Origin of the sequence: Arthrobacter sp. BB-1 (assembly GCF_006151685.1) — a bacterium.
Taxonomy (GTDB): domain Bacteria; phylum Actinomycetota; class Actinomycetes; order Actinomycetales; family Micrococcaceae; genus Arthrobacter.
The window spans coordinates 1-22283 of the sequence record NZ_VDEV01000019.1 but is presented as its reverse complement, the minus strand read 5'-3'; the positions used below and the strand labels follow the sequence as shown (position 1 = coordinate 22283).

Genomic DNA, 22283 nt, shown 5'->3' with positions numbered 1-22283 from the left:
GAGCGACGTGGCCACGTACACTCAATCCGCACCCACCGGAGTCCTCGCAGCTCCCGTGGTTCCGAAGTCCAAGGGACGCATCGTCGTCAACTGGATCACCTCCACCGACCACAAGACCATCGGGTACATGTACCTGATCGCATCCTTCGTGTTCTTCTGCCTCGGCGGCGTCATGGCGTTGCTCATCCGTGCTGAGCTGTTCGAGCCCGGGATGCAGATCCTGCAGACCAAGGAGCAGTACAACCAGCTGTTCACCATGCACGGCACCGTGATGCTGCTGATGTTCGCAACGCCACTCTTCGCCGGGTTTACGAACGTCATCATGCCGCTGCAGATCGGCGCGCCGGACGTCGCGTTCCCGCGCCTGAATGCGCTGGCGTTCTGGTTCTTCCTCTTCGGCTCCACCATTGCGGTGTCCGGCTTCATCACCCCGCAGGGCGCGGCGTCGTTCGGCTGGTTCGCCTACGCCCCGCTCTCCAACACCACCTTCAGCCCCGGCATTGGCGGGGACCTGTGGGTCTTCGGCCTGGCGCTGTCGGGCTTCGGCACCATCCTCGGTGCGGTCAACTTCATCACCACAATTGTCTGCATGCGCGCCCCGGGCATGACGATGTGGCGGATGCCCATCTTCACGTGGAACGCCCTGGTGACGTCAATCCTGGTCCTGATGGCCTTCCCGCCGCTGGCGGCAGCACTGTTCGCCCTTGGCGCGGACCGCCGCTTCGGTGCCCACATCTTCGATCCTGAGAACGGCGGTGCCGTCCTTTGGCAGCACCTGTTCTGGTTCTTCGGCCACCCCGAGGTGTACATCATCGCGCTGCCGTTCTTCGGTATTGTTTCGGAGATCTTCCCGGTCTTCAGCCGTAAGCCGATCTTCGGCTACAAGGGCCTGGTTTACGCAACGATCGCCATCGCCGCGCTGTCCGTCACCGTGTGGGCCCACCACATGTACGTCACCGGCGCCGTGCTCCTGCCGTTCTTCGCCTTCATGACCATGCTCATCGCGGTCCCCACCGGCGTGAAGTTCTTCAACTGGATCGGCACCATGTGGCGCGGCTCGCTGACCTTCGAGACTCCGATGCTCTGGAGCATCGGCTTCCTGATCACGTTCCTGTTCGGCGGCCTGACCGGCATCATCCTGGCCTCCCCGCCGCTGGACTTCCACGTCTCCGATTCCTACTTCGTGGTGGCGCACTTCCACTACGTGGTGTTCGGCACCGTGGTGTTTGCCATGTTCGCCGGGTTCTACTTCTGGTGGCCCAAGTTCACCGGGAAGATGCTCAATGAACGCCTGGGCAAGATCCACTTCTGGCTCCTCTTCCTGGGCTTCCACGGCACGTTCCTCATCCAGCACTGGCTGGGCGTCGAGGGCATGCCCCGCCGGTACGCGGATTACCTGGTGGAGGACAACTTCACCTGGATGAACCAGTTCTCCACGGTGGCCTCGTTCGTCCTGGGTGCCTCGCTGATTCCGTTCTTCTGGAACGTGTACATCACGTGGCGCAGCGCTGAAAAGGTCCAGGTGGATGATCCGTGGGGCTTCGGCGCGTCACTGGAATGGGCCACGTCCTGCCCGCCGCCGCGGCACAACTTCACCTCGCTGCCCAGGATCCGCTCGGAGCGGCCCGCCCTGGACCTGCACCACCCGGAACTCCGCCAGGTCCATACCGTTGAGTCGCCGGCTCCGGCCGCCAAGGTACTCGGAAACGCCGACCAGAGGGACAACTGACAATGAAAATTGAATCTTGGATTTTTGGTGCCGGAGTTTTCTTCTTCGTCCCGGTGTCCCTGGTATATGGCTTCCTCACCAACTGGGGTGAGTGGGTGGGCATCCTCGGCATCCTGCTGGTGGGCGGTCTCGCCGGCATGATCGGCGGATACCTCGGATTCACCGGCAAGCGTGTCGGCATGCGTCCCGAGGACCGCAGCGATGCTGAGATCCACGAGGGCGCCGGCGAGCAGGGGCACTTCAGCCCCTGGAGCTGGTGGCCGCTGGTCCTGGGCATTGCCTGCGCCACGGGCTTCCTTGGCCTTGCAGTCGGGTTCTGGATTGTGTTCATTGCAGGCGGACTGGCTGTCGTGGCACTTATTGGCTGGGTGTACGAATACAGCCGCGGAGACCACGCACACTAGCGCTTCTTGCTCATAACGACGTCGGGCCCCACCTTTGGTGGGGCCCGACGTCCTAGTTAAGGCACTTGGCAAGTCCTAGGCGCTGCCCTGCGACTCCAGCAGCTCACCGAGCGCCCGGAGGGCATCCTCGGCCTTCTGGCGGCCCACCGCGCCGCTGAGCGCGGCGTCGCTGATGCCCAGTTCCACTTTGCATCCCTGGTGAAAGTCCGCCGCCATCACCTGCAGGAGCGAGCGGGCGTCAACATCAGGGGTGCCCGCCTTCGAAATGGTTACTGGCAGTCCGGTTTCCGTAACAGCCCGGACGAAGACTGCGGCAGGTCGGGCGTGCAGCCCCACCGGGGCTTTGACCACGGCCTTATGTGTTGGCAAAGGGACTCCTTCGTTATGACGGCCCCCCGCCGTCGACATCGCGTTTTCATGTCAAATATAGGGCCTGCCACCCGGCCCTGCTAAACCGCTGGGCAGGGTGGCCAAAGCTGGTCTAGACCTGACCTAAAATTGGAGGGTGAACTTCAATGCAGGGGAGATGACCCATGCCTGCTAGCGCGGCAGCCATCGGTGGCGAAATTGACCGGGGCAGTGGCACGGCAATCTACGTACAGTTGCGTGAGATCCTGCGGACGTACATCGCCGACTCCTGCCCGCCCGGATCGGCCCTGCCCTCCGAGAGGGATCTCGCCGAACGGTTTGGCCTTGCCCGCATGACCGTGCGCCAGGCCATTGATGCGCTGGTTGGCGAAGAAGTGATTGAGCGGGTGGTTGGTTTGGGGACCTTCGTCCGCCGGCCGAAGCTCGATCTCCAGGTAAAGCTGACCTCCTACAGCGAGGAGATGCAGCGGCGGGGGATGGTTCCCGCGGCGAAGGTCCTGAGCTTTGAGCAGATTGCTGCCAGTGCGTTCCTTGCCCGCGAACTGCAGCTGGACGAAGGAACCCCGTTGGTGCGTTTCCGGCGCCTGCTGCTGGCCGACGGGGAACCCATGAGCGTTGACGAGAACTTCATTCCAGCGCACCGGGTGCCGGGCCTGCTCGACGGCGAACCGCCCACCTCGCTGTACAACGTCCTCAGCGAGCAATTCGGGCTGGTGATGGAGTGGGGCGAGGACATGATCGAGGCTACCGCGGCGTCCCCGTCCACGGCCCGGTTGCTGAACGTTGAAGTGGGTGCGCCGCTTCTGAAGATCCAGCGGCATGCATTCGTTGCCCGGGCAATGGTTGACTATTCCGTTTCGTACTACCGCGCGGACAGATACAAGCTGTGGGTTCCGCTGCAGCGGCCCGGTGCCCGCCGGTCGCGAAACCACTGAGACGACTGTTGCCGCGGAGACACGCCGTGCAGCCCATGGCTGCAACAGCAGCCAGGTAAAAGACAAAAAGGAAGGCCCGGTCCACATTGGACCGGGCCTTCCTGCTTTGCCATATGAACCCTAGTGGGACAGGCTCTTTGCTTCCTCAGGTGCTTCCACTGCAGCGTGGCCGTGGCCGTGCGCAGCTTCAAGCTCAGCGGGAGTTGCCGGCGCAACGCGGTCCTCGAAGAACCACTTCGACAGGAATGCGCGGCGCTTCTCCTTACGGGTCACCACGCCGTGTTCGTTCGGTACGGCAGGAAGAACTTCAGGCGATTCGAAGCCGACCAGCTTGTAGCGCTTGTACTCATCCAGGGGAGCGTGGACCTCGATGAACTCCCCGTGCGGGAGGCGGACAATACGGCCCGTCTCGCGTCCGTGCAGGGCGATCTCCCGGTCCTTGCGCTGAAGGGCCAAGGCCACACGCTTGGTAACGACGAAGGCAATAATCGGCCCGACGAAGAACAGGGCCCGCAGCCAGTACGTGACGTCGTTCAGGGAGACATGGAAGTGGGTTGCAATGAGGTCGGAGCCTGCAGCTGCCCACATGACGCAGTACCAGACGAAGCCAGCCATACCGATGGCCGTACGGGTGGGCGCGTTCCGGGGACGGTCAAGGACGTGGTGCTCGCGCTCGTCCTTGGTGACCCACCGTTCGATCCACGGGTACATGAACATGATCGTGAACAGGATACCCGCCGGGACCAGGGCCGGGAGCAGGACGTTCAGCGTGAGCGTGTAGCCGAAGATCACGTACTCGAAGTGGAAGTCGCCAATGACGCCCGGCATCAGGCGCAGTGCGCCGTCAACAAATCCGATGTACCAGTCGGGCTGGGTACCGGCGGATACGGGGGAGGGGTCGTAGGGCCCGTAGTTCCAGATCGGGTTGATCGTGAAGAAGCCTGCCATCAGGGCCAGGACGCCGAAGACGATGAAGAAGAATCCGCCGGCCTTGGCTGCATAGACCGGACCCAGGGGGTAGCCGACAACGTTGTTGTCGTTGCGGCCGGGGCCGGGGTACTGGGTGTGCTTGTGGACAACCACCATGAAAAGGTGCAGGACGATCATGAGCAGGATCAGTGCCGGCACCAGCAGGATGTGGAGCATGTACAGGCGCCCGATGATGGCCGTGCCCGGGAATTCTCCTCCAAAGAGGAAGAACGAGATGTAGGTGCCGATGACCGGGATGGACTTGATCACGCCGTCGATGATGCGCAGGCCGTTTCCGGAGAGCAGGTCATCAGGGAGTGAGTAGCCGGTGAAGCCGGCGGCCATGGCGAGGATGAGCAGGACGCCACCCACCACCCAGTTCATTTCGCGGGGCTTGCGGAAGGCGCCGGTGAAAAAGACCCTCAGCATGTGCACTGCGATGGACGCCACGAACAGCAGTGCTGCCCAGTGGTGGACCTGGCGCATAAACAGGCCGCCGCGGATGTCAAAGGAGATGTCGAGCGACGAGCTGTACGCCACGGACATCTCGACGCCCTTCAGCGGAACGTACGACCCGTCGTAGTGCGTCTCCGCCATGGACGGATCAAAGAAGAATGTCAGGAACGTGCCCGAAAGCAGGAGGATGACAAACGAGTAGAGGGCCACTTCGCCGAACATGAAGGACCAGTGGTCCGGGAAGACCTTGCGGCCGAATTCGCGGAGGATCCCGGAACCGCCCACACGTGCATCGACGAAGTCGGTAAACCGCCCCGTCTTGGTTTTGGCGACGAAAGCCGGCTCAGCTGTTGATGCTGCGCTCATGCATATCACGCTCCCAGTAACTTGGTCCTACGGGTTCTTTGAAGTCGCTCGTGGCGACCAAGTAGCCCTCGTCGTCAACTGCGATGGGCAGCTGGGGGAGAGGCCGGCTGGCGGGGCCGAAGATCACCTTGCACTCTTGGGTGAGGTCGAAGGTGGACTGGTGGCACGGGCACAGCAGGTGGTGCGTCTGCTGCTCGTACAGAGCAACAGGGCAGCCGACATGGGTGCAGATCTTGGAGTAGGCAACGATGCCGTTGTAGCCCCAGTCCTCACGGCCCTCGGAGGGGTTCAGCGATGCCGGGTCCAGCCGCATAAGCAGCACAACTGCCTTGGCCTTTTCGTTGAGCTTGCCCTCGTGGAGTTCGTTCAGCCCTTCCGGGATGACGTGGAAAGCGGAGCCGATGGTGACGTCGGAAGCCTTGATGGGCGTTCCGTCAGGATCACGGGCAAGCCGCTTGAGCTTGCCTTCCTGGGGTGCCCACATGGTGTGGGCCAGCTTGTTGTCCGGACGCGGTCCGAGGTCACCGAACATGGCGATGGCCGGCAGCGGCGCCAGGGCAACAGCACCCAGGAGGGTGTTCCGGATCAGCGGACGGCGCTTGATGCCCGTCTCTTCGACGATGTCATCGACAATGCGGACCGCCGCCTGGCGGTCCTCCTCGTAGCGGATCGCGTGGCGTTCCTCGGAGACTTCGTGGTCCGGCATGAGGGCCTTGGCCCAGTGCACAATGCCGGTACCGATGCCAAGCATGGCAAATGCGGTGCCAAGGCCGAGCAGCATGTTCTGCAGCCTTATGGTGCCGATGCTCGAGTCTTCGCCTCCCAGGTCGATGGCGAAGTACGCCACCAGGAAGATCAGGGTTCCAACAACAGAGATGCCAAATAGTAAGGCGACCTGCCGTTCTGCCCGCTTTGCGGCCTTCGGGTCCGTGTCAGCCAGGCGCAAACGGTGCGGAGGGATTCCAGGATCCTGGAATTTCTCCACCTCATTCTGACCAGCCGTAGCTACGGTGCCCGAGTGGTTCGGACTGCCGTCACTATGGTTGCCCATAATTCGCCTCATCCTTCTCTCGTCCCGGCGGTTGCCGGGTTAGTTTCTAATATCAAGCTGCTGAAGGATCAGCAGAAGTGTGTGGTGGTTCCCCGGGGTCAAGAGGTCCGGGAAGTCAGCCAGATAGTGAAGGCGATGATGACACCGAGGCCGGCAACCCAGACAAACAGGCCTTCTGCCACCGGGCCCAAGGATCCGAGGTCTGCTCCGCCGGGCGAACCGGTGGTCTCGATCTGCTTCAGGAAGGTGATGATGTCGCGCTTGCCTTCAGGGGTGATGTTCGAATCGCTGAACACGGGCATGTTCTGCGGGCCGGTGGCCATGGCTTCGTAGATGTGCTTGCCGGATACGTCCGCCAGGGCCGGGGCGAACTTGCCGCGGGTCAGGGCACCACCGGCAGCAGCCGCGTTGTGGCACATGGCGCAGTTGGTGCGGAACAGTTCGCCGCCGGCAGCGGCGTCACCGCCTTCATCAAGCAGGCTTTCTTCGGGAACTGCCGGGCCGGCGCCCAGGGAAGCAACATAGGCTGAAAGCTGCCGGGTCTGCTCATCGTTGAACTGGACGGGCTTCTTCATGGCCTGGGGGCCGTTCATCTGCATCGGCATGCGGCCGGTGCCCACTTGGAAGTCAACGGCTGCTGCGCCAACGCCAACCAGCGAAGGACCGTCCTGGCTTCCGCTTGCGCCCATGCCGTGGCAGGTGGCGCAGTTGGCGGCGAACAGCTTGCCGCCCTCTTCCACGTCATTGGCGCTGTAGGAAGTGGTGGAGGCCTTTGCCTCGTTGACGGTGGTGGCCGCGGCGTACAGCCCACCCGTGATGAGGAGCCCCATCAGGAGCAGCGCTAGTGCTGCTAGTGGGTGACGCCGCTTTTGTGAGAGTGCCTTCACGTGGTGGTTCCTTTATTCGATCCTGCGCCGGCTCCGGGAGCCGCTACCTGAAATTCTGCCTCTTGTAGAAAAAGAATCAAAGCTGGCTACTTGAGTACGTAGATGACCAGGAAGAGGCCGATCCACACGACGTCCACGAAGTGCCAGTAGTAAGAGGTGACAATCGCTGATGTCGCTTCGAAATGCCCGAACTTCTTCGCGGCGAAGGACCGGCCCATGATGAGCAGGAAGGCGATGAGCCCGCCGATGACGTGGAGGCCGTGGAAGCCGGTGGTCATGTAGAAGGCGGAGCCGTAGGCGTTGGAGGACAGCGAGACGTGCTCAGAGACCAGCATTGCGTACTCGGTGGTCTGTCCGGCAACGAAGAATGCGCCCATAAGGAAGGTCAGGGTGAACCATTCGTTCATACCCCAGCGGGCGAATTGGAACGCACCCCCGGTCCGGCGCGGCTGCAGCCGTTCGGCCGCGAAGACGCCCATCTGGCAAGTAAAGGAACTGGCCACGAGGACGATGGTGTTAACGAGCGCAAAGGGGAAGTTGAGCTTGGCTGTCTCCTCGGCCCACATCTGCGCACTCGTGGAGCGCAGTGTGAAGTACATGGCGAAGAGACCGGCGAAGAACATCAACTCGCTGGACAGCCACACAACGGTTCCGACGGAAACCATGTTGGGGCGGTTCAGCGTGGGGTGCGCCGGGGTACTGGGGGCATGGGTCGCAGATGTCACATAGACATTATGTCTGTAAAAGTCCGTGCTGCCCAACGCAAACCGCCTTTTCGGAGGACTTTTTCTACAAAGACGCGAAATCGCCTGGAAAAGTTCCCGGAGGGGTTCATATTGGTCACTCCCGGGCAACGGTCGATAGCATCAGGAGGTGACTTCACAGGCTCCCGCACCGTCCGGCAATTCTTGGCCCCGCCTGATCTCCGCCCTGATCGGCGGAGCTGACCTTACGGCGGACAATACCTCCTGGGCGATGGACACCATCATGGCGGGGGAGGCCACACCTGCACAGATTGCCGGATTCCTGGTGGCACTAAGCTCCAAGGGTGAAACGGTTGAGGAGCTTTCGGGCCTGGTGGAAGCCATGCTTGCGCATGCAAGGCCAGTGACCATTTCGGGCGAAAAGCTGGACATCGTGGGCACCGGCGGCGACCAGTTGAACACCGTGAATATCTCCACCATGGCGGCCCTGGTCGCCGCGGGAGCCGGCGCCAAGGTGGTCAAGCACGGCAACCGGGCCGCGTCGTCGTCGTCAGGCTCTGCCGATGTGCTCGAAGCCTTGGGCGTGCGGCTGGACCTGTCCGTCGAGGAGGTGGCACGCAACGCCGAAGAAGCCGGCATCACGTTCTGCTTCGCGCAGGTGTTCCACCCCTCGTTCCGGCACACCGCGGTTCCGCGGCGGGAGCTGGCCGTTCCCACTGCTTTCAACTTCCTCGGCCCCCTCACAAACCCTGCCAAGGTCCAGGCCTCAGCAGTCGGCGTCGCAAACGCCAGGATGGCGCCCCTGGTAGCCGGCGTGCTGGCTCAGCGGGGGAGCAGGGGCCTGGTATTCCGCGGCAACGACGGCCTCGACGAACTCACCACCACAGGGCCCTCGACAGTGTGGGAAATCCGTGATGGCCGGGTCACCGAACTGACTTTCTCTCCGCAGGACCTGGGGATCCGCCTTGCCACCGTGGAACAGTTGCGGGGCGGAAACGCAGAGGTAAACGCTGCCGTTGTCCGCGATGTCCTGGCCGGCAAGGAAGGCCCTGTCAGGGATGCCGTCCTGGTTAATGCAGCGGCCGGACTTGTGGCCTTTGATGAATCCGCAGAGGGCCCGTTCCTTGACCGGATGCGCAAGGCTTTTGTCCGCGCGGCCGAGTCCATTGATTCCGGGGCCGCCGCGGCCGTCCTTGGGAAGTGGGTCGCGCTCACCGCCCGGTGAGCGCCGGAGTTGCCTGCCCGCTACTGTTCAAAGCCCAGCGCGAACGCTGCGTCCAGATCGTGCTGTGAGTACGCGCGGAAAGCGATGTGGGTCGTGGTGTGGACCACCGCAGGGACCTTGGAAAGCCTGTCCGCGATGACGTCGGCCAGGTCCTCGTGCCGGGGAACCCGGGCCACTGCGATAAGGTCCCATTCGCCGGTGACGGAGTAAACCTCGCTGATCCCCTCGATAGCGGAGATTTCCTCGGCTGTCTCGGGTATGCGGGCGGCGTCGGTCTTGATCAGAACGAATGCAGTGATCACGTTGAACCCTTCCGGATCTGTTGCGCCGTAGCAGTGCCCGGCAAGCTTCTCCTGCCAGCCTATTACATCGGCAGTTGCTTGCGGCCGTACCATCCTGCGCCTGTTCAGGCGTCGCGGCGGCGCTTGAGCCCCGCCGCCAGCAGGCGGTAGCCAAGCAGCAGGACGCCCAGGCTAAGCAAGGCCACAATGACGAACGGGAGCACCACGGTCTGGCTCGTCAGGGCGCGCAGTGCCATCCCTCCCGCCACGCTGCCGAGCCAAACGGCAATGCCCGTCCGGCGTACCGAAAGGGGATCCCGCCAGGCCCTTGCGATAAGCCATCCCATCGCAGCTCCGGCCAGGAACGGCCAGGCAGTCAGCAGCACCCCGGTCACCACTTCGCCGCGCTGGTGGGCGTCGCGGCCGACGGCGGCGAACACCAGGATCATGGCGGCGTCGGCTCCCGCCGCGGCCACCGCCAGGCGGAGGGCCTGCGGTCTTGCGGTCTTCTCATTGCGGGAAGTCATGGAATCGAGCTTAACGCCAGCCGTTGTATGCCTCACACCGCGGCGCTAGGCTCAAGCCGGAAGGGAGCACCAATGCCTCGAAAGATCGGGACCTGCCTCTGGTTCGAGAACCAGGCGGAAGAAGCGGCTCAGTTCTACACTTCGGTTTTCGATGATTCCAGGATCCTCAACGTTTCGCGCTTCGGTGAGGGAGGACCAGGCGCTGCGGGCGAGGCAATCGCCGTCGACTTTGAACTGGAAGGACGGGGGTTCACCGCCCTGAATGGTGCCCGGGGATCCACCTTCACTGAGGCGGTCTCGTTCGTGGTGGACTGTGAGGACCAGTCCACCGTGGACCGGTATTGGGCGGCTTTGACCGACGGCGGCTCGGAGAGCCAGTGCGGCTGGCTGAAGGACCGTTTCGGCTTGTCCTGGCAGATCGTCCCCACTGTCCTCCCGTCCTTGATCGCGGGTCCCGACCCCCACGGGTCCCAGCGGGCCATGCAGGCGATGTTGGGGATGCGCAAGCTGGACATCGCCGAACTCCAGAGGGCGTACCACGGGTGACGCTGCCGGGAAACGCCCAGTAGTCTCTGGGGGACCTGTGTTGCCGAAATATCCGCTGCTGGAGGGCGCCGTGAACAAGCCACTGGCCATCTGTTGCCTCGTTGGCGCTGCTCTTGGAATCACCCTTGGGCTCGCGGTATTTGACAGTCCCTTCCTCGGTTTTGCGCTGGGACTCGGCGTCGGTGCAGTGGTGGGCGCAGGGATCGGATCAAAGCGCTAGATTGCATCCGGGCTGCCCCGCTTCGGATAGGGGACTCTCCCTTTGAAAGTTTGGGAACAGCACCATTGACAGGACCCACCGTCCTGAGGATCCTCATTCGTACCATCCACCACAAGTTTTTCTGAACCGAAATCAGGTTCCCATGGGCGACGACGGCTATGGAGAATTGAAACTGGAACTGCTCGGGTCCTGGCGTCTCTGGCGGGACGGTGCAGTCGTGCATGTTGCAACGCGCCAGCAGCGGCTCATCGCGGCGCTGGCCATCAAGGGTCCACTCCTTCGTACCTACCTCGTTGGCTTGTTGTGGCCCGAGTATCCGGATTCCAAGGCGTTGGAGAGCCTGCGGGTCAGTGTTCATTTGATTTCACGCCAAGTGCCCGGCCTGATCGTCAATGAAGGCCGGATGCTGTACCTCAGCGACGACGTGGATGTCGACCTAAGGCGGGTCCGGCTCCAGGCCAGGTCCCTGGGCGCTGCGGCGCTGCAGACCAACCGTGCGGCTTTGCTGGACGGGTTACGGGATGCGCAACTGCTTCCCGGCTGGTACGAGGACTGGATCATGGTTGAACAGAGCCGGCTGCAGCAGGACCGGTTGCGGGCCTACGTAGCCATTGCCGCACATTCGCTTGCCTTGGGCGACACCGCGACGGCGGAGGCAGCCGCTGAGGCGGCGGTGGAGATCGAGCCGCTCTATGAGAGTGCCGTCCAGCTCCTTATCCAGGCTGAACTGCAGGACGGCAACCCTGCCGCCGCGCTCAGGGCTTACGAGCGGTACCGGAAACAGCTTGGGGATGACATGGGGCTGCTGCCTTCGGAATCAGTCAGTGCGCTCCTCGCCGGAGCCCTTGAGCGCCGGCCGGGTTTGCGGACGGAACGGTCAGTTCCGCCCCGTCACCCCTGGCTGAGCGGCCAGCCAGCGCTTGACCACGCTTAGGACCTCAGCTGGATCGGCTGTGGCCACGGTCCTTTGGGAACTGCTGGGAGTCTGCCCGTAGGTTATCCGCGCGCGGAATTCCTGTGGGTGGCCGGGCTCGTGCCAGGTTCGGATGACCATAAAGCCGGCGGAGGGGAGCTCCGGCTCTGGTTCCTGGTCACCCGCAGCCTCTCCCCAATGATGGTCTTGCATCATTGCAGTCACCCCTCCCCGTCCTGGCACGATACTTGCGGGAAGGTTCAGGCTTCTACGCCGCCAATCCCCTTGGCTGCCCAAGGCGCCCTCCGTTGACATTGGAGGCCTTCCTCTTGGTCCCTTTGATCTTGCTGGAGGAAAATCAGGAGTTGGCTCGCGTTTCCGAAATATTGACGCAAGATTGCTCACCCCAGCCCAGTACACCCGGGGCGCCGTTACCGCTGCGTTACCGTCGCCGGGCAGGCAGGCCAACCAGGGAGCGGGAGGCAGTAACGCTGCAGTAACGCCCGCGGTGTTCGAATCGGCGAAGACTTGGACGCTCCAGCGGGCTCCACACAGTCGTGAACAACTGCACAAGGAGGGACAACCATGGGGTTCCCTGGTGACGACGGCCGGCTGCCGGTGATCTACGTCAGAGGTTTCGCAGGGACGGGGGCGGCGGTCAATAGCGCCGTCGATGACCCCTTCTACGGCTTCAGCCAGGGCTCTGTCCACGTCAGGGCCGACAGCAACGGCCGGGCGAAGTTCCACCAGTTCGAATCTCCGATGCTGCGGCTGGTGAGCGACCATAAGTACGAGGTTCCTGTCCACGGGGACCAATGGGCCTTCCTCAACAGCGCGGACGCCGGCTCGGTGAGCCCGGCGTCGGTCTGGATCCACCGCTTTTACGATGTATCAGCAGACACCTTTGGCGCGGACGCGGAGGACTTCTCCTTTGAACAGGCGGCACGTGACCTGTTCAAGTTGATCAAGCTTGTGTTGGAGAAAACCGGCGCGCCAAAGGTCTTCCTGGTGGCCCATTCCATGGGCGGGCTGATCTGCCGCTCGCTGCTGCAACGCGTCATCCCCGAAAGCCTGGCCGGGCAAGACGGCACAGTAGACCCCGCCGCGGGGGCCGGGTTTGTCGCCAGGGTTTTCACCTACGCGACGCCGCACGGTGGAATCCGTTTCGCCATCGGATTTGGCCTGCTCGAGAAAATTCGCGACGCCACCGGCCTCCAGGGGGCGGACATCTTTGGCCCTGACCGAATGTACGAATACCTCACTCCGCCGGCCTCCAGGCGGACACGGACACGTGACCAATTCGTCGCAACCGAGATGCCCGGGGACGGGTTCCCGGTAGAAGAACTGTTCTGCCTCGTCGGCTCCAACCCTGAAGACTACGACGTGGCCATGGGTCTGTCATCCAAAGCGGTGGGAGCCCGCAGTGACGGGCTGGTCCAGATCGACAACGCGGCAGTCCGCGGTGCGCCGCTGGCCGTTGTGCACCGCAGTCACAGCGGACGGTACGGAATCGTCAACTCGGAGGAGGGCTACCAGAACCTCCAACGCTTCCTTTTCGGTGATCTCAAGGTCGAAGTGGAGCTGGTCGGCTTCACGGTCGGCAGGGAGGCCCCCGCCGACGTCGAATTCCAGCTTGACGTCGCGCTGGCCATCAGGGGACTGCCGGTCATGGTCCACGAGCAAAGCGCGGCCCACTTCTGTCCGGTGCAGATTGAGCATTGGCGGGAAGGGGACCCCATCGATTCTCCGGTTCCGCTGCTGACGACCTTCCTGTCCTCCAAGGCACCACGGCCCCGTGTCGGGGGCAGGGTAGTACCCCGGCTCCGTCACGCGCTCCGCCTTCGGCTGATGTCCATCAGGGAAAAGGAGGGGCACTTCTTCTTCGATGACCACCTGGAACAGACCGAGGACTGGCAGGATACCTTGGTGGTTGACATTGAACCTCCCGGGAAAAACCGGCCGCTGCCGAGGGCCTGGGCCGCGTGGAACAGCCTGATCCCGACGGCCCTCAGGGACTGGGAGCCGGGGGACAGGGACCAACTGAAGGACACGGACACCACCGTTCACCGCTGGAGCGGACGGATAAGCGTCCCGGAGGCCGCCCGGGACCTGCTGGGACGAAACGCAGGCATCAACCTCACCGTGACCCCGAGAGCTCTCACGTTCTAAGGCTGATCGTTTCCGGACGCGGGGGAGGGGCACAGTCCCAGGACACCTGGGAATGCTTTCGCCGCCGTGGCTGGACATTGTTCGATTTGTGACTATTCACGGTCGCTTGCGACGCGCCGGTCTCCATGGTCTGCCGCGGCCGCTCTAGACTGGACCCAGGAGATTAACCTCTCAGCATTGGCACGAAGTTTTTCCCCTGAATGCCGGTCGATATCGTCCAGGAGCTCCTCAAGCGTGGGGGACATTCCCTCTTCAGCGCGGAGAACGGCTTCGGCTCGCATGAAGTGCAGGTCCCAGCCCGCCCCGCGGACCATTCCCAGGTCCTTGTTTCGCAAGGACTCCAGAAGCTTGGGACGTTCAAGAAGATTAGCCAGAAGCGGTAGGGCATCCGTTGTGAGCCTGAGCACCATATCCCGGGCGACGGTCGCTGCATCCGCTTCGTTCCGGACCGTCCACCACTCGTCCGTGTTTGCCGGGGATCCTGTGGGATGGATCCGGTCGCGATAGAGCCCCGATGCCTCGTCTGGGGTTTTCGGCACTTCTTGGTCCAAGAGATGGGAAGTCCAAGCGATCCATGGCTGTGGAACGAGAGAAATGTTGATGACGCAGCGCAGTTCCTCGGAAGTGCTCCACGCTGACGACTGGACGTTCACGATTGCCCAGTCCCCATGTCCGTTGATGCGTCTCCACGTCTTTCCGGAGCCGTTGAAACCCGCATCCCGGACTGCGGGACCAACGAACTCGTTCAATGCCACTTTTAGCGCATTTTGAGCATTCAAGGTTCTCCAAGCGTAGAAAAGCAGTGTTAATGCCCCGGTTGGACGCGCTGGGCTTTGTTCATGTCTTCCAACCATCATGCACGCACTGATCTCCATGTCGATCACAGCCGGCGCTGGACGGCATGGAAGGACGCAGCAGAGGCGACATCGAATTCTTCTACTTTACATAATGTAGATTATCGGCGTTTGCTGCATGTCCGGAAGCGAGGGTGCAACACCATGGGAATCCCGCGCCAGGACGGATAACTGCGCAGGTCACGGCCCCGGCCTACCGTTGCCTTAATCCAAGGGCTCGCTAAGAATGAACAAATGACGGTCTACGTGCGTTCACTTGAAACTGCAGTTCCGAAAACGATGCTGATCCAGTCAGAGGCCCGGGATGTCTTTGCGGCGCAGCCGGGTTTGTCCAGGCTTGGTTCCCGTCTGGTGAACACCTGCTTCGATTCAGCTGCGATCGACACACGCTTTACCGCCGTCGAGGAACTCACCAACGAGTTCCGCGCGGACGATCCGCAGTTCTATGACCCTGCCACTGGCCTCCTGCTGAATCCCAGCACCAAAGTCCGCAACGAGATCTTCGGCCGCGAGGCCACCAAGCTTTTTGTGGAAGCTGCCCGCTCCGCCGTCGACGCCTGCCCGGAGCTCAATCTACTTGACATAACTCACCTGGTGACAGTCTCCTGCACGGGATTCTTCAACCCGGGGCCGGACTACAAGATCGTGCGCGAGCTCGGCCTGGATCCGGCGGTCCAGCGCTACCACCTCGGATTCATGGGCTGCTATGCGGCCTTTCCCGCCCTGCGCGCAGCAAAGCTGTTCTGCGAAGCCGACCCCAACGCCGTCGTCCTGGTGGTCTGTGCAGAACTATGCTCGCTGCACGTCCGCACGTCCAACGACCCGGACACCATCATGGGGTCAGCCCTTTTCGCCGATGGTGCGGCAGCCGCCGTCGTCACTGCCCGGCAAGGCACCGAAGAACATGCACTGATGCAGCTGGACCACTTCGAAACTGTCCTCACCCCCGTTGGCGAGGACGCCATGGCCTGGAACATAGGCGACCACGGATTCGAGATGATCCTGGGAAACTACGTCCCGCACATCATCGACGACCACATCGTCGGGGCGCTGGACCCCCTCCTGGCACGGGAACCGGAATTGGCCGCACTCCCCTACTCCTCAATCCGCCACTGGGCCATACACCCGGGTGGCCGCAGCATCCTTGACAAAGTCGAGTCCAGGCTCGGCCTGACGCAGGAACAGCTGGTTCCAGCCCGTGAAGTCCTCCGCAATTACGGCAACATGAGCAGCGCAACCGTCCTCTTCGTCATCAAGCACATCCTCGAACAGGACCCGGAACCGGGCGACGAGCGGATCTGCTCCATGGCCTTCGGCCCCGGGCTCACCGTGGAAACAGCGGTTTTCACCAAGCTGCGGCAAGCGCGCACCGCCAGGCCAGCGCGCACCTCGCCAGCGGAACAGGCACCGGAGCGGCTGCCCGCGGAAGCGCCGGTGGCCTGATCCCCGTGGATCTCCTGCTGCGGCAGCGCGCCGTCGGGGCGATCGAAACCATGGACCTGCCTGACTGCGACCCGCAGGACCTGGACAACACCTACCGCCAGTTCGCGGTCGTAAACCGTGTGCTGTCCGGATGGCGCCGGCTGTATGTGCGGGAGCTGCGTCCATTTCTGGCCGGCAGCTCCGGCCCGGGCACGCTCCTGGACATCGGCTCAGGCGGAGGCGATCTCCCCGCCTTGCTGGCGCACTGGGCCACCCGCGACCACCTGGTCCTGCACATCACCGGCATCGATCCCGACCCCCGCGCCGCCGCCTTCGCCGGGCGCCGGGCCGCAGTGCCGGGACTCAGTTTCCGGCAGGCACACAGCGCCGACCTTGTCAGCGAGGGCAGGCAGTACGACTTCGTGATTTCCAACCATGTCCTGCACCACCTCGATGCGGGGCAGCTGCAGGAACTGCTGGCGCACTCGCGGGTGCTGGCCCGCAAAGCCGTGCTCCACAACGATCTTCGCCGCAGCCCGGTAGCCTATGCCCTATTCAGTGCCGCCGCCCTGCCTTTCCGCCACTCCTTCATCCGCGCGGACGGGCTCACCTCCATCAGGCGGAGCTATACGCGCCCGGAGCTCGCGGCGATCGCTCCCCCCGGCTGGGTGGTCAGGCCCGGCAGCGCCTTCCACCAGGTCCTCGCCTTTTCGAAGGGCTGACATGGCAACGGACGTGGTCATCGTCGGCGGCGGGCCCGTGGGCCTCTACCTGGCGGCGTCGCTGCTCCAGGACGGCATGTCCGTGCGCGTCCTCGAGCAGCGGACCGAACGCAATATCCACAGCCGCGCCATCGGGATCCACCCGCCCGCCCTCGAAGCGCTGGAACGGGTGCACCTGGCCGGTGCCATGGTCCGGGAGGGCGTCCCGATCCATGCGGGCATGGCCCTCAGCGGCGGCAGGACAGTGGGCACCATGTCCTTCGCAGGCGTGTCGGAGGACTTTCCGTTCGTGCTGGCCCTCCCCCAGTACCGCACGGAACAACTCCTGGAGGAACGCGTCCATACCCTCGACAGCCGGGCAATCGTTAGGGGCGTACGCGTCACGGGAGTGACCGACGACGGCGATACAGGCGCCGTCGTCGTCGAATGTTCCGGGGGCGAAAGGGCAGGCGGCAGCCGCTTTGATGCCTCGCTGGTCATTGCCGCCGACGGCGCCAGGTCGGTGCTGCGTGATGCGCTCGGCATACCTGTCCGCACCAGGGCCTATCCGGACCATTACCTGATGGGCGACTTCGCCGACTCCGGAACCCATGGGCAGCTGGCCGTCCTTTTCCTCGAACCGGAGGGGATCGTCGAGTCCTTCCCGCTGCCGGGCGCACTCCGGCGCTGGGTGGTGCGGCTCAGCCAGCCAGCAGGAACAGCCGACGCCGGCCGGCTGGCAGGGCTGGTGCAGCGGCGGACGGGGATCCTGCCGGACGTCCGGACGAACACCATGCTGAGCGGCTTCAGCGTCCGTTCCACCCTTGCCCGGCGCACCGTCGCGGGGCGGGTGGTACTGGTGGGAGACGCCGCACACGAAATCAGCCCAATCGGCGGCCAAGGTATGAACCTTGGCTGGCTGGACGCCCAGGCCCTTGCTCCCCTGGTCCGGGAGGCCGCAGCGGGAAAGCGCGTGGACGGGCGGCTGAAGGAATTCGACGCTGCCCGCCGGCGCGCCGCCGCGATTGCCAGGCGCCAGTCGGAGGTCAACATGCTGCTGGGACGCCCCCTGCCGGTGCCGCTCCTGAAGGTCCGCAACCTTGCCATCGGCGGCGTCGCGTCAGTGCCGGCCATAAACCAGTGGACGGCGCGGCGCTTCACCATGCAGTAGGCCGGGGACGCCCGGACGGCGGGCGCGGGGTGAGTTACCGAAAGTAGCAGTCGTAGCTGTCCTGGCTCACGATCTTTCCGTCCGCGACCTCAAAAACCGACGACGTCCTGGCCCGGATGGTCTCCCCCCGGTCCCAGTAGGGGAGGTCCATCTGGACCGTCGCGGACCAGTCTGCCTCCACGGCCACCCTGCCGCCTTCACAGGTGGTCCGCCGGATGCTGAACTTCTGCCCGGACACCACCTCGGAGCTTCGTTCCGCGCCGGCAAGGACCGAAGCGAGCGAACGGGTGGAGCCTGCCGGCGCCAGCAGGTGCGGTGCCTCCACCAGCACGAAGTCGTCCGCCAGGTAGGGCCTGACCTCAGCGGCGCCTCCGCCTGCTTCCAGAACCCGGATGAATCCGAGGACGCGGTCCAGCGGAGAGGTGCTCAGGGAGGGGTCTTCAGCCATGGAAACGACACTAACCCACCGTGCCCGGCAGGGTGGCGCCCGGCCAGTAGGCTTTCTGCATGAGCCCCATCCCGCCTGAGACCACCCTCAGCGATGAACAGATCCGGGAAACCGTGGAACGGATCCTCTCAGCAGGCACCCTCCCGCCCATCGTGCAGGCCGGCCACCCCGCCCTTCGGCAGCGCGCCGCCGCCTTTGACGGCCAGCTCTCCCCAGACCAGTTGGACCGCCTTATTGCCCTCATGCGGCAGGTCATGCACGAGGCCCCCGGTGTGGGACTGGCAGCGCCGCAGCTCGGCATCCCCCTCCAGATCGCCGTTGTGGAGGACCAGTACGACGTCGATCCGGAGGCCGCTGCGCTGCGCAAGCGCAGCCCCCTGGAGTTCCTGGCGCTCCTGAACCCCCGGTACACCCCGCTGGGAACGGAGTATGCCTCCTTTTACGAGGGTTGCCTCTCCTTGAACGGCCTCCAGGCAGTCGTGGCCCGGCCCCAGAACGTCCTGCTGGACTTCCAGGCGCCGGACGGCTCGCCGGCGCAGCGGGAATTCGCAGGCTGGCAGGCCCGCATTGTGCAGCACGAAACCGACCACCTGAACGGTGTGCTGTACGTGGACCGGGCGCAGCTGCGCTCGCTCAGCAGCAACGCGGAATACGCCGCCCACTGGGCGGAGCCCGGGATCGGCAAGGCCAGGGCAGGGCTCGGGTTCGATACCGGCCCGGTCAGCGCCGCCGGATCCTAGGCGGACCCAGCCGGGGCGACGGGCTGCCGCGGCGGGCACGATCCAGTACAGCAACCGGGCAGGCGGCCAGGCGGGCCGCCCTAAGATGGTGGCTATGCCCGCTCCCAACCTGCCCTTGCTGTGCCCCGTGTGCTTCCAGCCGCTGGAGCTGGCGGGACCGCACCCCTCCGGCCAAAGCCGTCTCGTCTGCGGCTCGTCCCACAGCTTTGATGCCGCCAGGCAGGGGTACTTCAACCTGCTGGTGGGAAAAGGCACCGCGTTCGAGGCCGACACCGCCGAGATGGTGGAAGCCCGCTTCAACTTCCTGGGGCAGGGGCACTACCTGCCGCTGGCGCAGGCGGTGGCAGCCGCCGTCGTCCCTACCCTTCCAGGGGAACACGCCGTCGTCCTTGACTCCGGAACCGGAACCGGACATTACCTGCGCGTCCTGCTCGACGCAGCGGTGGCCGACGGCCTGGAGGTGGCAGCCCTTGGCCTGGACATCTCCAAGTTCGCCCTGCGGCGAGCCGCCCGGCTCAACGCGGAGGCGGTGAACGTCGCCTGGGACATCTGGCAGCCGCTGCCCGTGAAGGACGACTCAGTCGACGCCATCACCGTTATTTTCGCGCCCAGGAACGCAGCGGAGTTCGCCCGCGTCCTGCGGCCAACAGGCCGGCTGGCGGTGGTCACGCCCCGGCCCGGCCACCTCGCCTCCATCGCGGACGTGACCGGCATGCTCAGTATTGAAGAAGGCAAGGAGAGCCGGCTGGCCGGGGCAATGGAAGCGCACTTCACGGTCGAGACAGCCCGGGACGTCGACTTCCCCCTGGCGCTCACCCGCCGGGAGGCGGCCGACCTTGCGTTCATGGGCCCGGCGGGGCATCACAGCGGCCGAACCCCCATCGCCGCAAGGCTGGAGGGCCAGCCGGAGCCCGTTGTCTCGGAAGCCCGGTTCCGCCTGACAGTCTTCCGCCCCGCCAAAGCCCCCATCCAATAACGGATTGGCCACTATCTACTGCAACTGCCTGCGGCCCACCCATGCCACGGCTGCCCGCACTAGGATGGAAGGACAGTTGCTGGTGGGTCCGCGGTAGCGGCTCCCCGTAGCGAAGGGGGAGCACGTTGTTCGAATGGTTGGGCGAGAACTGGTGGGCACTGTGGCTCACCGCTTTCCTCGCTTTTGCAGTGATCGAGATGATCACCCTTGACCTGTTTTTCATCATGCTCGGCGGAGGAACCCTCGCCGCCCTCGTGGCTGACTTCGCCGGCGCGGACCTCTGGCTGCAAATCGTGGTTTTCTGCGTCGTCTCCCTGCTTATGATCGCCTTCGTCCGGCCGGTGGCCCTGTCGCATCTGAAGAAGGGCCCGTCCGAACAGCGGACCAATGTTGACCGCCTGATCGGCGAACACGCCATTGTCATGGAACCCGTCTCCTCCGACGGCGGCCTGGTCAAAATCGGCGGGGACATCTGGAGTGCCCGCTCAGCCGCGGGAGTCCTTCCTGCCGGGCAAAAAGTAGTGGTGGCCGCCATCGACGGTGCCACCGCCGTGGTTTCGGCAGCGTCGGAATCAGACACCAGGCCTTGATACTGCCTGATCAATTGGGGAAGAAGGAAATGTATGGATAACGCAGGAGGAGCCGCCCTCGCCATTGTGCTGGTGGTCCTGATCGTGTTTGTGATCATCGTCCTGGTCCGGGCCATCCGGATCATTCCACAGGCACGGGCAGGTGTTGTTGAACGGCTGGGCAAATACCAGCGGACGCTCAATCCGGGACTGACCATCCTGATTCCGTTCGTGGACCGGCTCCTGCCGCTGCTGGACCTGCGCGAGCAGGTGGTCTCTTTCCCGCCGCAGCCTGTCATCACTGAGGACAACCTGGTGGTCTCGATCGATACCGTGGTGTATTTCCAAGTCACGGACCCGCGCGCCGCCACGTATGAGATCGCCAACTACATCCAGGCCGTGGAGCAGCTCACCACCACCACACTGCGCAACGTGGTGGGCGGGCTGAACCTGGAGGAGGCGCTCACCTCCCGGGACCAGATCAACGGACAGCTCCGCGGCGTCCTGGACGAGGCCACCGGCCGCTGGGGCATCCGTGTTTCGCGCGTGGAATTGAAGGCCATCGATCCGCCCCATTCCATCCAGGACTCGATGGAAAAGCAGATGCGTGCCGAACGCGACCGCCGGGCCGCGATCCTGACCGCCGAAGGAACCAAGCAGTCCGCCATCCTGACCGCCGAGGGCCAGCGGCAGGCCGCCATCCTCAAGGCGGAAGGCGACGCCAAGGCCGCCATCCTCCGCGCCGATGGTGAGGCGCAGGCCATCCAAAAGGTCTTTGACGCCATCCACCGCGGAAATCCCGACCAGAAACTCTTGGCCTACCAGTACCTGCAGACCCTGCCAAAGCTGGCAGAAGGCTCCTCCAACAAGCTGTGGATCATTCCCAGCGAAGTCGGCGAGGCACTCAAGGGGATCGGCAACGCCCTCGGCGGAACCAGCCCCGAGTCCACGGGAGGCATGTTCGACGAGGTTGGCGCCAAGCCGTCGGAGCCCTAAGGCCCAGCACCGCGAGTGCCGGCTGACCGTCGTTGCCGGTTCCGAGGAGGGTCCGTGCAGCCACGGGCCCTCTTTTGGCTGTCCGGCCTAACGCCGGTATAATTGTGTATTTGTCCGGCTGGAGCAGATCCGCTGGAACAACAAAGCTTCGCGATGCGTTGAATCTAAAGATGCAGCACAGAGCACACAGTAGTCCGGCAGTGCTTGTCACCGCCGGCTGGCGCGGTGTTGTACACCGCGAACCGACCAGAGGGAGAAATCATGAGCGATCGCAGCCTGCGGGGCATGCGCCTTGGCGCGCAGAGCATGGAGACCGAGTCCGGAGTCGAGCCGGCTCCGCGCCAGCGTGTCGAGTACCGGTGCGAAGACGGCGAGCAGGTCTTCGTTACGTTCTCCTCGGAAGCGGAAATCCCCCCGGTCTGGGTTTCGAAGACCGGCAAGGAAGCCCTCCTGGTTGATGGCGAACGTCCCGATACCAGCAACGACAAAGCGGTCCGTACGCACTGGGACATGCTCCTGGAACGCCGCTCGCTCCCCGAGCTGGAGCAGATCCTCGAAGACCGGCTGACCATCCTGCGCGAACGCCGCGGAGAACGGCGCTCCGCCTAACGGACTCCAGCCCAAGGCCTTAACTCGAAGGGGCCTGTCCCTGCAC

The 22283-nt window shown here is 64.0% G+C and carries 25 protein-coding genes; 16 read left to right on the top strand and 9 right to left on the bottom strand.

Annotated elements, in window-relative coordinates; genetic code table 11:
* The first annotated feature begins 7 nt into the window (after positions 1 to 7).
* Positions 8 to 1729 (top strand): cytochrome c oxidase subunit I, encoded by a 1722-nt coding sequence (ctaD, locus tag FHJ30_RS10410; RefSeq protein ID WP_139029220.1) that lies wholly within the window; start codon positions 8 to 10, stop codon positions 1727 to 1729.
* Between the two features lie 2 nt (positions 1730 to 1731).
* Positions 1732 to 2133 (top strand): cytochrome c oxidase subunit 4, encoded by a 402-nt coding sequence (locus FHJ30_RS10405; protein WP_139029219.1) that lies wholly within the window; start codon positions 1732 to 1734, stop codon positions 2131 to 2133.
* A gap of 75 nt (positions 2134 to 2208) precedes the next feature.
* Here the strand turns inward: FHJ30_RS10405 and FHJ30_RS10400 are convergent, their stop codons facing one another.
* Positions 2209 to 2502, bottom strand: a complete 294-nt coding sequence (locus FHJ30_RS10400) for an HPr family phosphocarrier protein (protein ID WP_139029218.1) — start codon at positions 2500 to 2502, stop codon at positions 2209 to 2211.
* Positions 2503 to 2666: 164 nt separating this feature from the next.
* Between FHJ30_RS10400 and FHJ30_RS10395 the strand changes: the two genes are divergently transcribed.
* On the top strand, positions 2667 to 3437 hold the full coding sequence (locus tag FHJ30_RS10395) for a GntR family transcriptional regulator (RefSeq protein WP_139029217.1): 771 nt from the start codon (positions 2667 to 2669) through the stop codon (positions 3435 to 3437).
* A gap of 120 nt (positions 3438 to 3557) precedes the next feature.
* On the opposite strand, the gene FHJ30_RS10390 is transcribed toward FHJ30_RS10395, so the two are convergent.
* The 4 genes from FHJ30_RS10390 to FHJ30_RS10375 form a co-directional block, all read right to left on the bottom strand.
* Positions 3558 to 5228, bottom strand: coding sequence for a ubiquinol-cytochrome c reductase cytochrome b subunit (locus FHJ30_RS10390; protein ID WP_139029216.1), 1671 nt, complete (start codon positions 5226 to 5228; stop codon positions 3558 to 3560).
* A complete protein-coding gene (locus tag FHJ30_RS10385) occupies positions 5206 to 6279 on the bottom strand; it encodes a ubiquinol-cytochrome c reductase iron-sulfur subunit (RefSeq protein ID WP_139029215.1) in 1074 nt (357 codons plus the stop codon). The genes FHJ30_RS10390 and FHJ30_RS10385 overlap by 23 nt, the downstream gene beginning before the upstream one ends.
* 98 nt (positions 6280 to 6377) lie before the next feature.
* Positions 6378 to 7166, bottom strand: coding sequence for a c-type cytochrome (locus FHJ30_RS10380; protein ID WP_139029214.1), 789 nt, complete (start codon positions 7164 to 7166; stop codon positions 6378 to 6380).
* Positions 7167 to 7252: 86 nt separating this feature from the next.
* On the bottom strand, positions 7253 to 7927 hold the full coding sequence (locus tag FHJ30_RS10375) for a heme-copper oxidase subunit III (protein ID WP_228403484.1): 675 nt from the start codon (positions 7925 to 7927) through the stop codon (positions 7253 to 7255).
* Between the two features lie 112 nt (positions 7928 to 8039).
* Here FHJ30_RS10375 and trpD point away from each other — a divergent pair, with 112 nt between their 5' ends.
* Positions 8040 to 9095 carry an anthranilate phosphoribosyltransferase gene (gene trpD, locus FHJ30_RS10370; protein ID WP_139029213.1) on the top strand — a complete coding sequence of 352 codons (1056 nt, stop codon included), beginning with the start codon at positions 8040 to 8042 and terminating at the stop codon, positions 9093 to 9095.
* A gap of 20 nt (positions 9096 to 9115) precedes the next feature.
* Here trpD and FHJ30_RS10365 read toward each other — a convergent pair whose 3' ends face one another.
* Both FHJ30_RS10365 and FHJ30_RS10360 read right to left on the bottom strand, forming a co-directional pair.
* Complete coding sequence (locus FHJ30_RS10365; RefSeq protein WP_139029459.1) at positions 9116 to 9397, bottom strand: Lrp/AsnC family transcriptional regulator; 282 nt, start codon at positions 9395 to 9397, stop codon at positions 9116 to 9118.
* 104 nt (positions 9398 to 9501) lie between these two features.
* On the bottom strand, positions 9502 to 9903 hold the full coding sequence (locus tag FHJ30_RS10360; RefSeq protein ID WP_139029212.1) for a DUF3054 domain-containing protein: 402 nt from the start codon (positions 9901 to 9903) through the stop codon (positions 9502 to 9504).
* 72 nt (positions 9904 to 9975) lie between these two features.
* On the opposite strand from FHJ30_RS10360, the gene FHJ30_RS10355 reads away from it, so the two are divergent.
* The 4 genes from FHJ30_RS10355 to FHJ30_RS10345 all read left to right on the top strand — a co-directional run bounded on the left by FHJ30_RS10355 (position 9976) and on the right by FHJ30_RS10345 (position 13751).
* Positions 9976 to 10449, top strand: a complete 474-nt coding sequence (locus tag FHJ30_RS10355) for a VOC family protein (protein WP_139029211.1) — start codon at positions 9976 to 9978, stop codon at positions 10447 to 10449.
* Between the two features lie 70 nt (positions 10450 to 10519).
* Positions 10520 to 10669: a hypothetical protein gene (locus FHJ30_RS21365; protein WP_171058989.1), complete on the top strand. Its 150-nt coding sequence runs from the start codon at positions 10520 to 10522 to the stop codon at positions 10667 to 10669.
* 142 nt (positions 10670 to 10811) lie between these two features.
* Positions 10812 to 11603, top strand: coding sequence for a BTAD domain-containing putative transcriptional regulator (locus FHJ30_RS10350; protein WP_139029210.1), 792 nt, complete (start codon positions 10812 to 10814; stop codon positions 11601 to 11603).
* 564 nt (positions 11604 to 12167) lie between these two features.
* On the top strand, positions 12168 to 13751 hold the full coding sequence (locus FHJ30_RS10345; protein ID WP_139029209.1) for a triacylglycerol lipase: 1584 nt from the start codon (positions 12168 to 12170) through the stop codon (positions 13749 to 13751).
* A gap of 92 nt (positions 13752 to 13843) precedes the next feature.
* On the opposite strand, the gene FHJ30_RS10340 is transcribed toward FHJ30_RS10345, so the two are convergent.
* Positions 13844 to 14506, bottom strand: coding sequence for a DUF4304 domain-containing protein (locus FHJ30_RS10340; RefSeq protein ID WP_171058988.1), 663 nt, complete (start codon positions 14504 to 14506; stop codon positions 13844 to 13846).
* 333 nt (positions 14507 to 14839) lie between these two features.
* On the opposite strand from FHJ30_RS10340, the gene FHJ30_RS10335 reads away from it, so the two are divergent.
* The 3 genes from FHJ30_RS10335 to FHJ30_RS10325 are packed head-to-tail and all read left to right on the top strand — an operon-like array spanning position 14840 to position 17899.
* Positions 14840 to 16048 (top strand): type III polyketide synthase, encoded by a 1209-nt coding sequence (locus FHJ30_RS10335; protein ID WP_139029207.1) that lies wholly within the window; start codon positions 14840 to 14842, stop codon positions 16046 to 16048.
* Between the two features lie 5 nt (positions 16049 to 16053).
* Positions 16054 to 16749 carry a class I SAM-dependent methyltransferase gene (locus FHJ30_RS10330; protein ID WP_139029206.1) on the top strand — a complete coding sequence of 232 codons (696 nt, stop codon included), beginning with the start codon at positions 16054 to 16056 and terminating at the stop codon, positions 16747 to 16749.
* 1 nt (position 16750) lies between these two features.
* Positions 16751 to 17899 carry an NAD(P)/FAD-dependent oxidoreductase gene (locus FHJ30_RS10325; protein ID WP_139029205.1) on the top strand — a complete coding sequence of 383 codons (1149 nt, stop codon included), beginning with the start codon at positions 16751 to 16753 and terminating at the stop codon, positions 17897 to 17899.
* Positions 17900 to 17933: 34 nt separating this feature from the next.
* On the opposite strand, the gene FHJ30_RS10320 is transcribed toward FHJ30_RS10325, so the two are convergent.
* Positions 17934 to 18347 carry a nuclear transport factor 2 family protein gene (locus tag FHJ30_RS10320; protein WP_139029204.1) on the bottom strand — a complete coding sequence of 138 codons (414 nt, stop codon included), beginning with the start codon at positions 18345 to 18347 and terminating at the stop codon, positions 17934 to 17936.
* Between the two features lie 59 nt (positions 18348 to 18406).
* Here FHJ30_RS10320 and FHJ30_RS10315 point away from each other — a divergent pair, with 59 nt between their 5' ends.
* The 5 genes from FHJ30_RS10315 (at position 18407) to FHJ30_RS10295 (ending at position 22237) form a co-directional block, all read left to right on the top strand.
* Positions 18407 to 19087, top strand: a complete 681-nt coding sequence (locus tag FHJ30_RS10315) for a peptide deformylase (RefSeq protein ID WP_139029203.1) — start codon at positions 18407 to 18409, stop codon at positions 19085 to 19087.
* A 94-nt stretch (positions 19088 to 19181) separates the two neighbouring features.
* Positions 19182 to 20063: a putative RNA methyltransferase gene (locus tag FHJ30_RS10310; protein WP_139029202.1), complete on the top strand. Its 882-nt coding sequence runs from the start codon at positions 19182 to 19184 to the stop codon at positions 20061 to 20063.
* Positions 20064 to 20188: 125 nt separating this feature from the next.
* Positions 20189 to 20653, top strand: coding sequence for an NfeD family protein (locus tag FHJ30_RS10305; RefSeq protein ID WP_139029201.1), 465 nt, complete (start codon positions 20189 to 20191; stop codon positions 20651 to 20653).
* Between the two features lie 33 nt (positions 20654 to 20686).
* A complete protein-coding gene (locus tag FHJ30_RS10300) occupies positions 20687 to 21628 on the top strand; it encodes an SPFH domain-containing protein (protein ID WP_139029200.1) in 942 nt (313 codons plus the stop codon).
* Positions 21629 to 21889: 261 nt separating this feature from the next.
* Entirely contained in the window at positions 21890 to 22237 is a 348-nt protein-coding gene (locus tag FHJ30_RS10295; RefSeq protein WP_013600997.1) for an RNA polymerase-binding protein RbpA, read from the top strand.
* Positions 22238 to 22283: the final 46 nt, after the last annotated feature.

What these genes read in the sequence shown, in the direction of transcription:
- FHJ30_RS10405 (WP_139029219.1), top strand. Translation starts at nt 1,732, where the DNA reads ATGAAAATTGAATCTTGGATTTTTGGTGCCGGAGTTTTCTTCTTCGTC.
- FHJ30_RS10395 (WP_139029217.1), top strand. Translation starts at nt 2,667, where the DNA reads ATGCCTGCTAGCGCGGCAGCCATCGGTGGCGAAATTGACCGGGGCAGT.
- FHJ30_RS10390 (WP_139029216.1), bottom strand. Translation starts at nt 5,228, where the DNA reads ATGAGCGCAGCATCAACAGCTGAGCCGGCTTTCGTCGCCAAAACCAAG.
- FHJ30_RS10385 (WP_139029215.1), bottom strand. Translation starts at nt 6,279, where the DNA reads ATGGGCAACCATAGTGACGGCAGTCCGAACCACTCGGGCACCGTAGCT.
- FHJ30_RS10360 (WP_139029212.1), bottom strand. Translation starts at nt 9,903, where the DNA reads ATGACTTCCCGCAATGAGAAGACCGCAAGACCGCAGGCCCTCCGCCTG.
- FHJ30_RS10355 (WP_139029211.1), top strand. Translation starts at nt 9,976, where the DNA reads ATGCCTCGAAAGATCGGGACCTGCCTCTGGTTCGAGAACCAGGCGGAA.
- FHJ30_RS10350 (WP_139029210.1), top strand. Translation starts at nt 10,812, where the DNA reads ATGGGCGACGACGGCTATGGAGAATTGAAACTGGAACTGCTCGGGTCC.
- FHJ30_RS10345 (WP_139029209.1), top strand. Translation starts at nt 12,168, where the DNA reads ATGGGGTTCCCTGGTGACGACGGCCGGCTGCCGGTGATCTACGTCAGA.
- FHJ30_RS10335 (WP_139029207.1), top strand. Translation starts at nt 14,840, where the DNA reads ATGACGGTCTACGTGCGTTCACTTGAAACTGCAGTTCCGAAAACGATG.
- FHJ30_RS10325 (WP_139029205.1), top strand. Translation starts at nt 16,751, where the DNA reads ATGGCAACGGACGTGGTCATCGTCGGCGGCGGGCCCGTGGGCCTCTAC.
- FHJ30_RS10320 (WP_139029204.1), bottom strand. Translation starts at nt 18,347, where the DNA reads ATGGCTGAAGACCCCTCCCTGAGCACCTCTCCGCTGGACCGCGTCCTC.
- FHJ30_RS10315 (WP_139029203.1), top strand. Translation starts at nt 18,407, where the DNA reads ATGAGCCCCATCCCGCCTGAGACCACCCTCAGCGATGAACAGATCCGG.
- FHJ30_RS10310 (WP_139029202.1), top strand. Translation starts at nt 19,182, where the DNA reads ATGCCCGCTCCCAACCTGCCCTTGCTGTGCCCCGTGTGCTTCCAGCCG.
- FHJ30_RS10300 (WP_139029200.1), top strand. Translation starts at nt 20,687, where the DNA reads ATGGATAACGCAGGAGGAGCCGCCCTCGCCATTGTGCTGGTGGTCCTG.
- FHJ30_RS10295 (WP_013600997.1), top strand. Translation starts at nt 21,890, where the DNA reads ATGAGCGATCGCAGCCTGCGGGGCATGCGCCTTGGCGCGCAGAGCATG.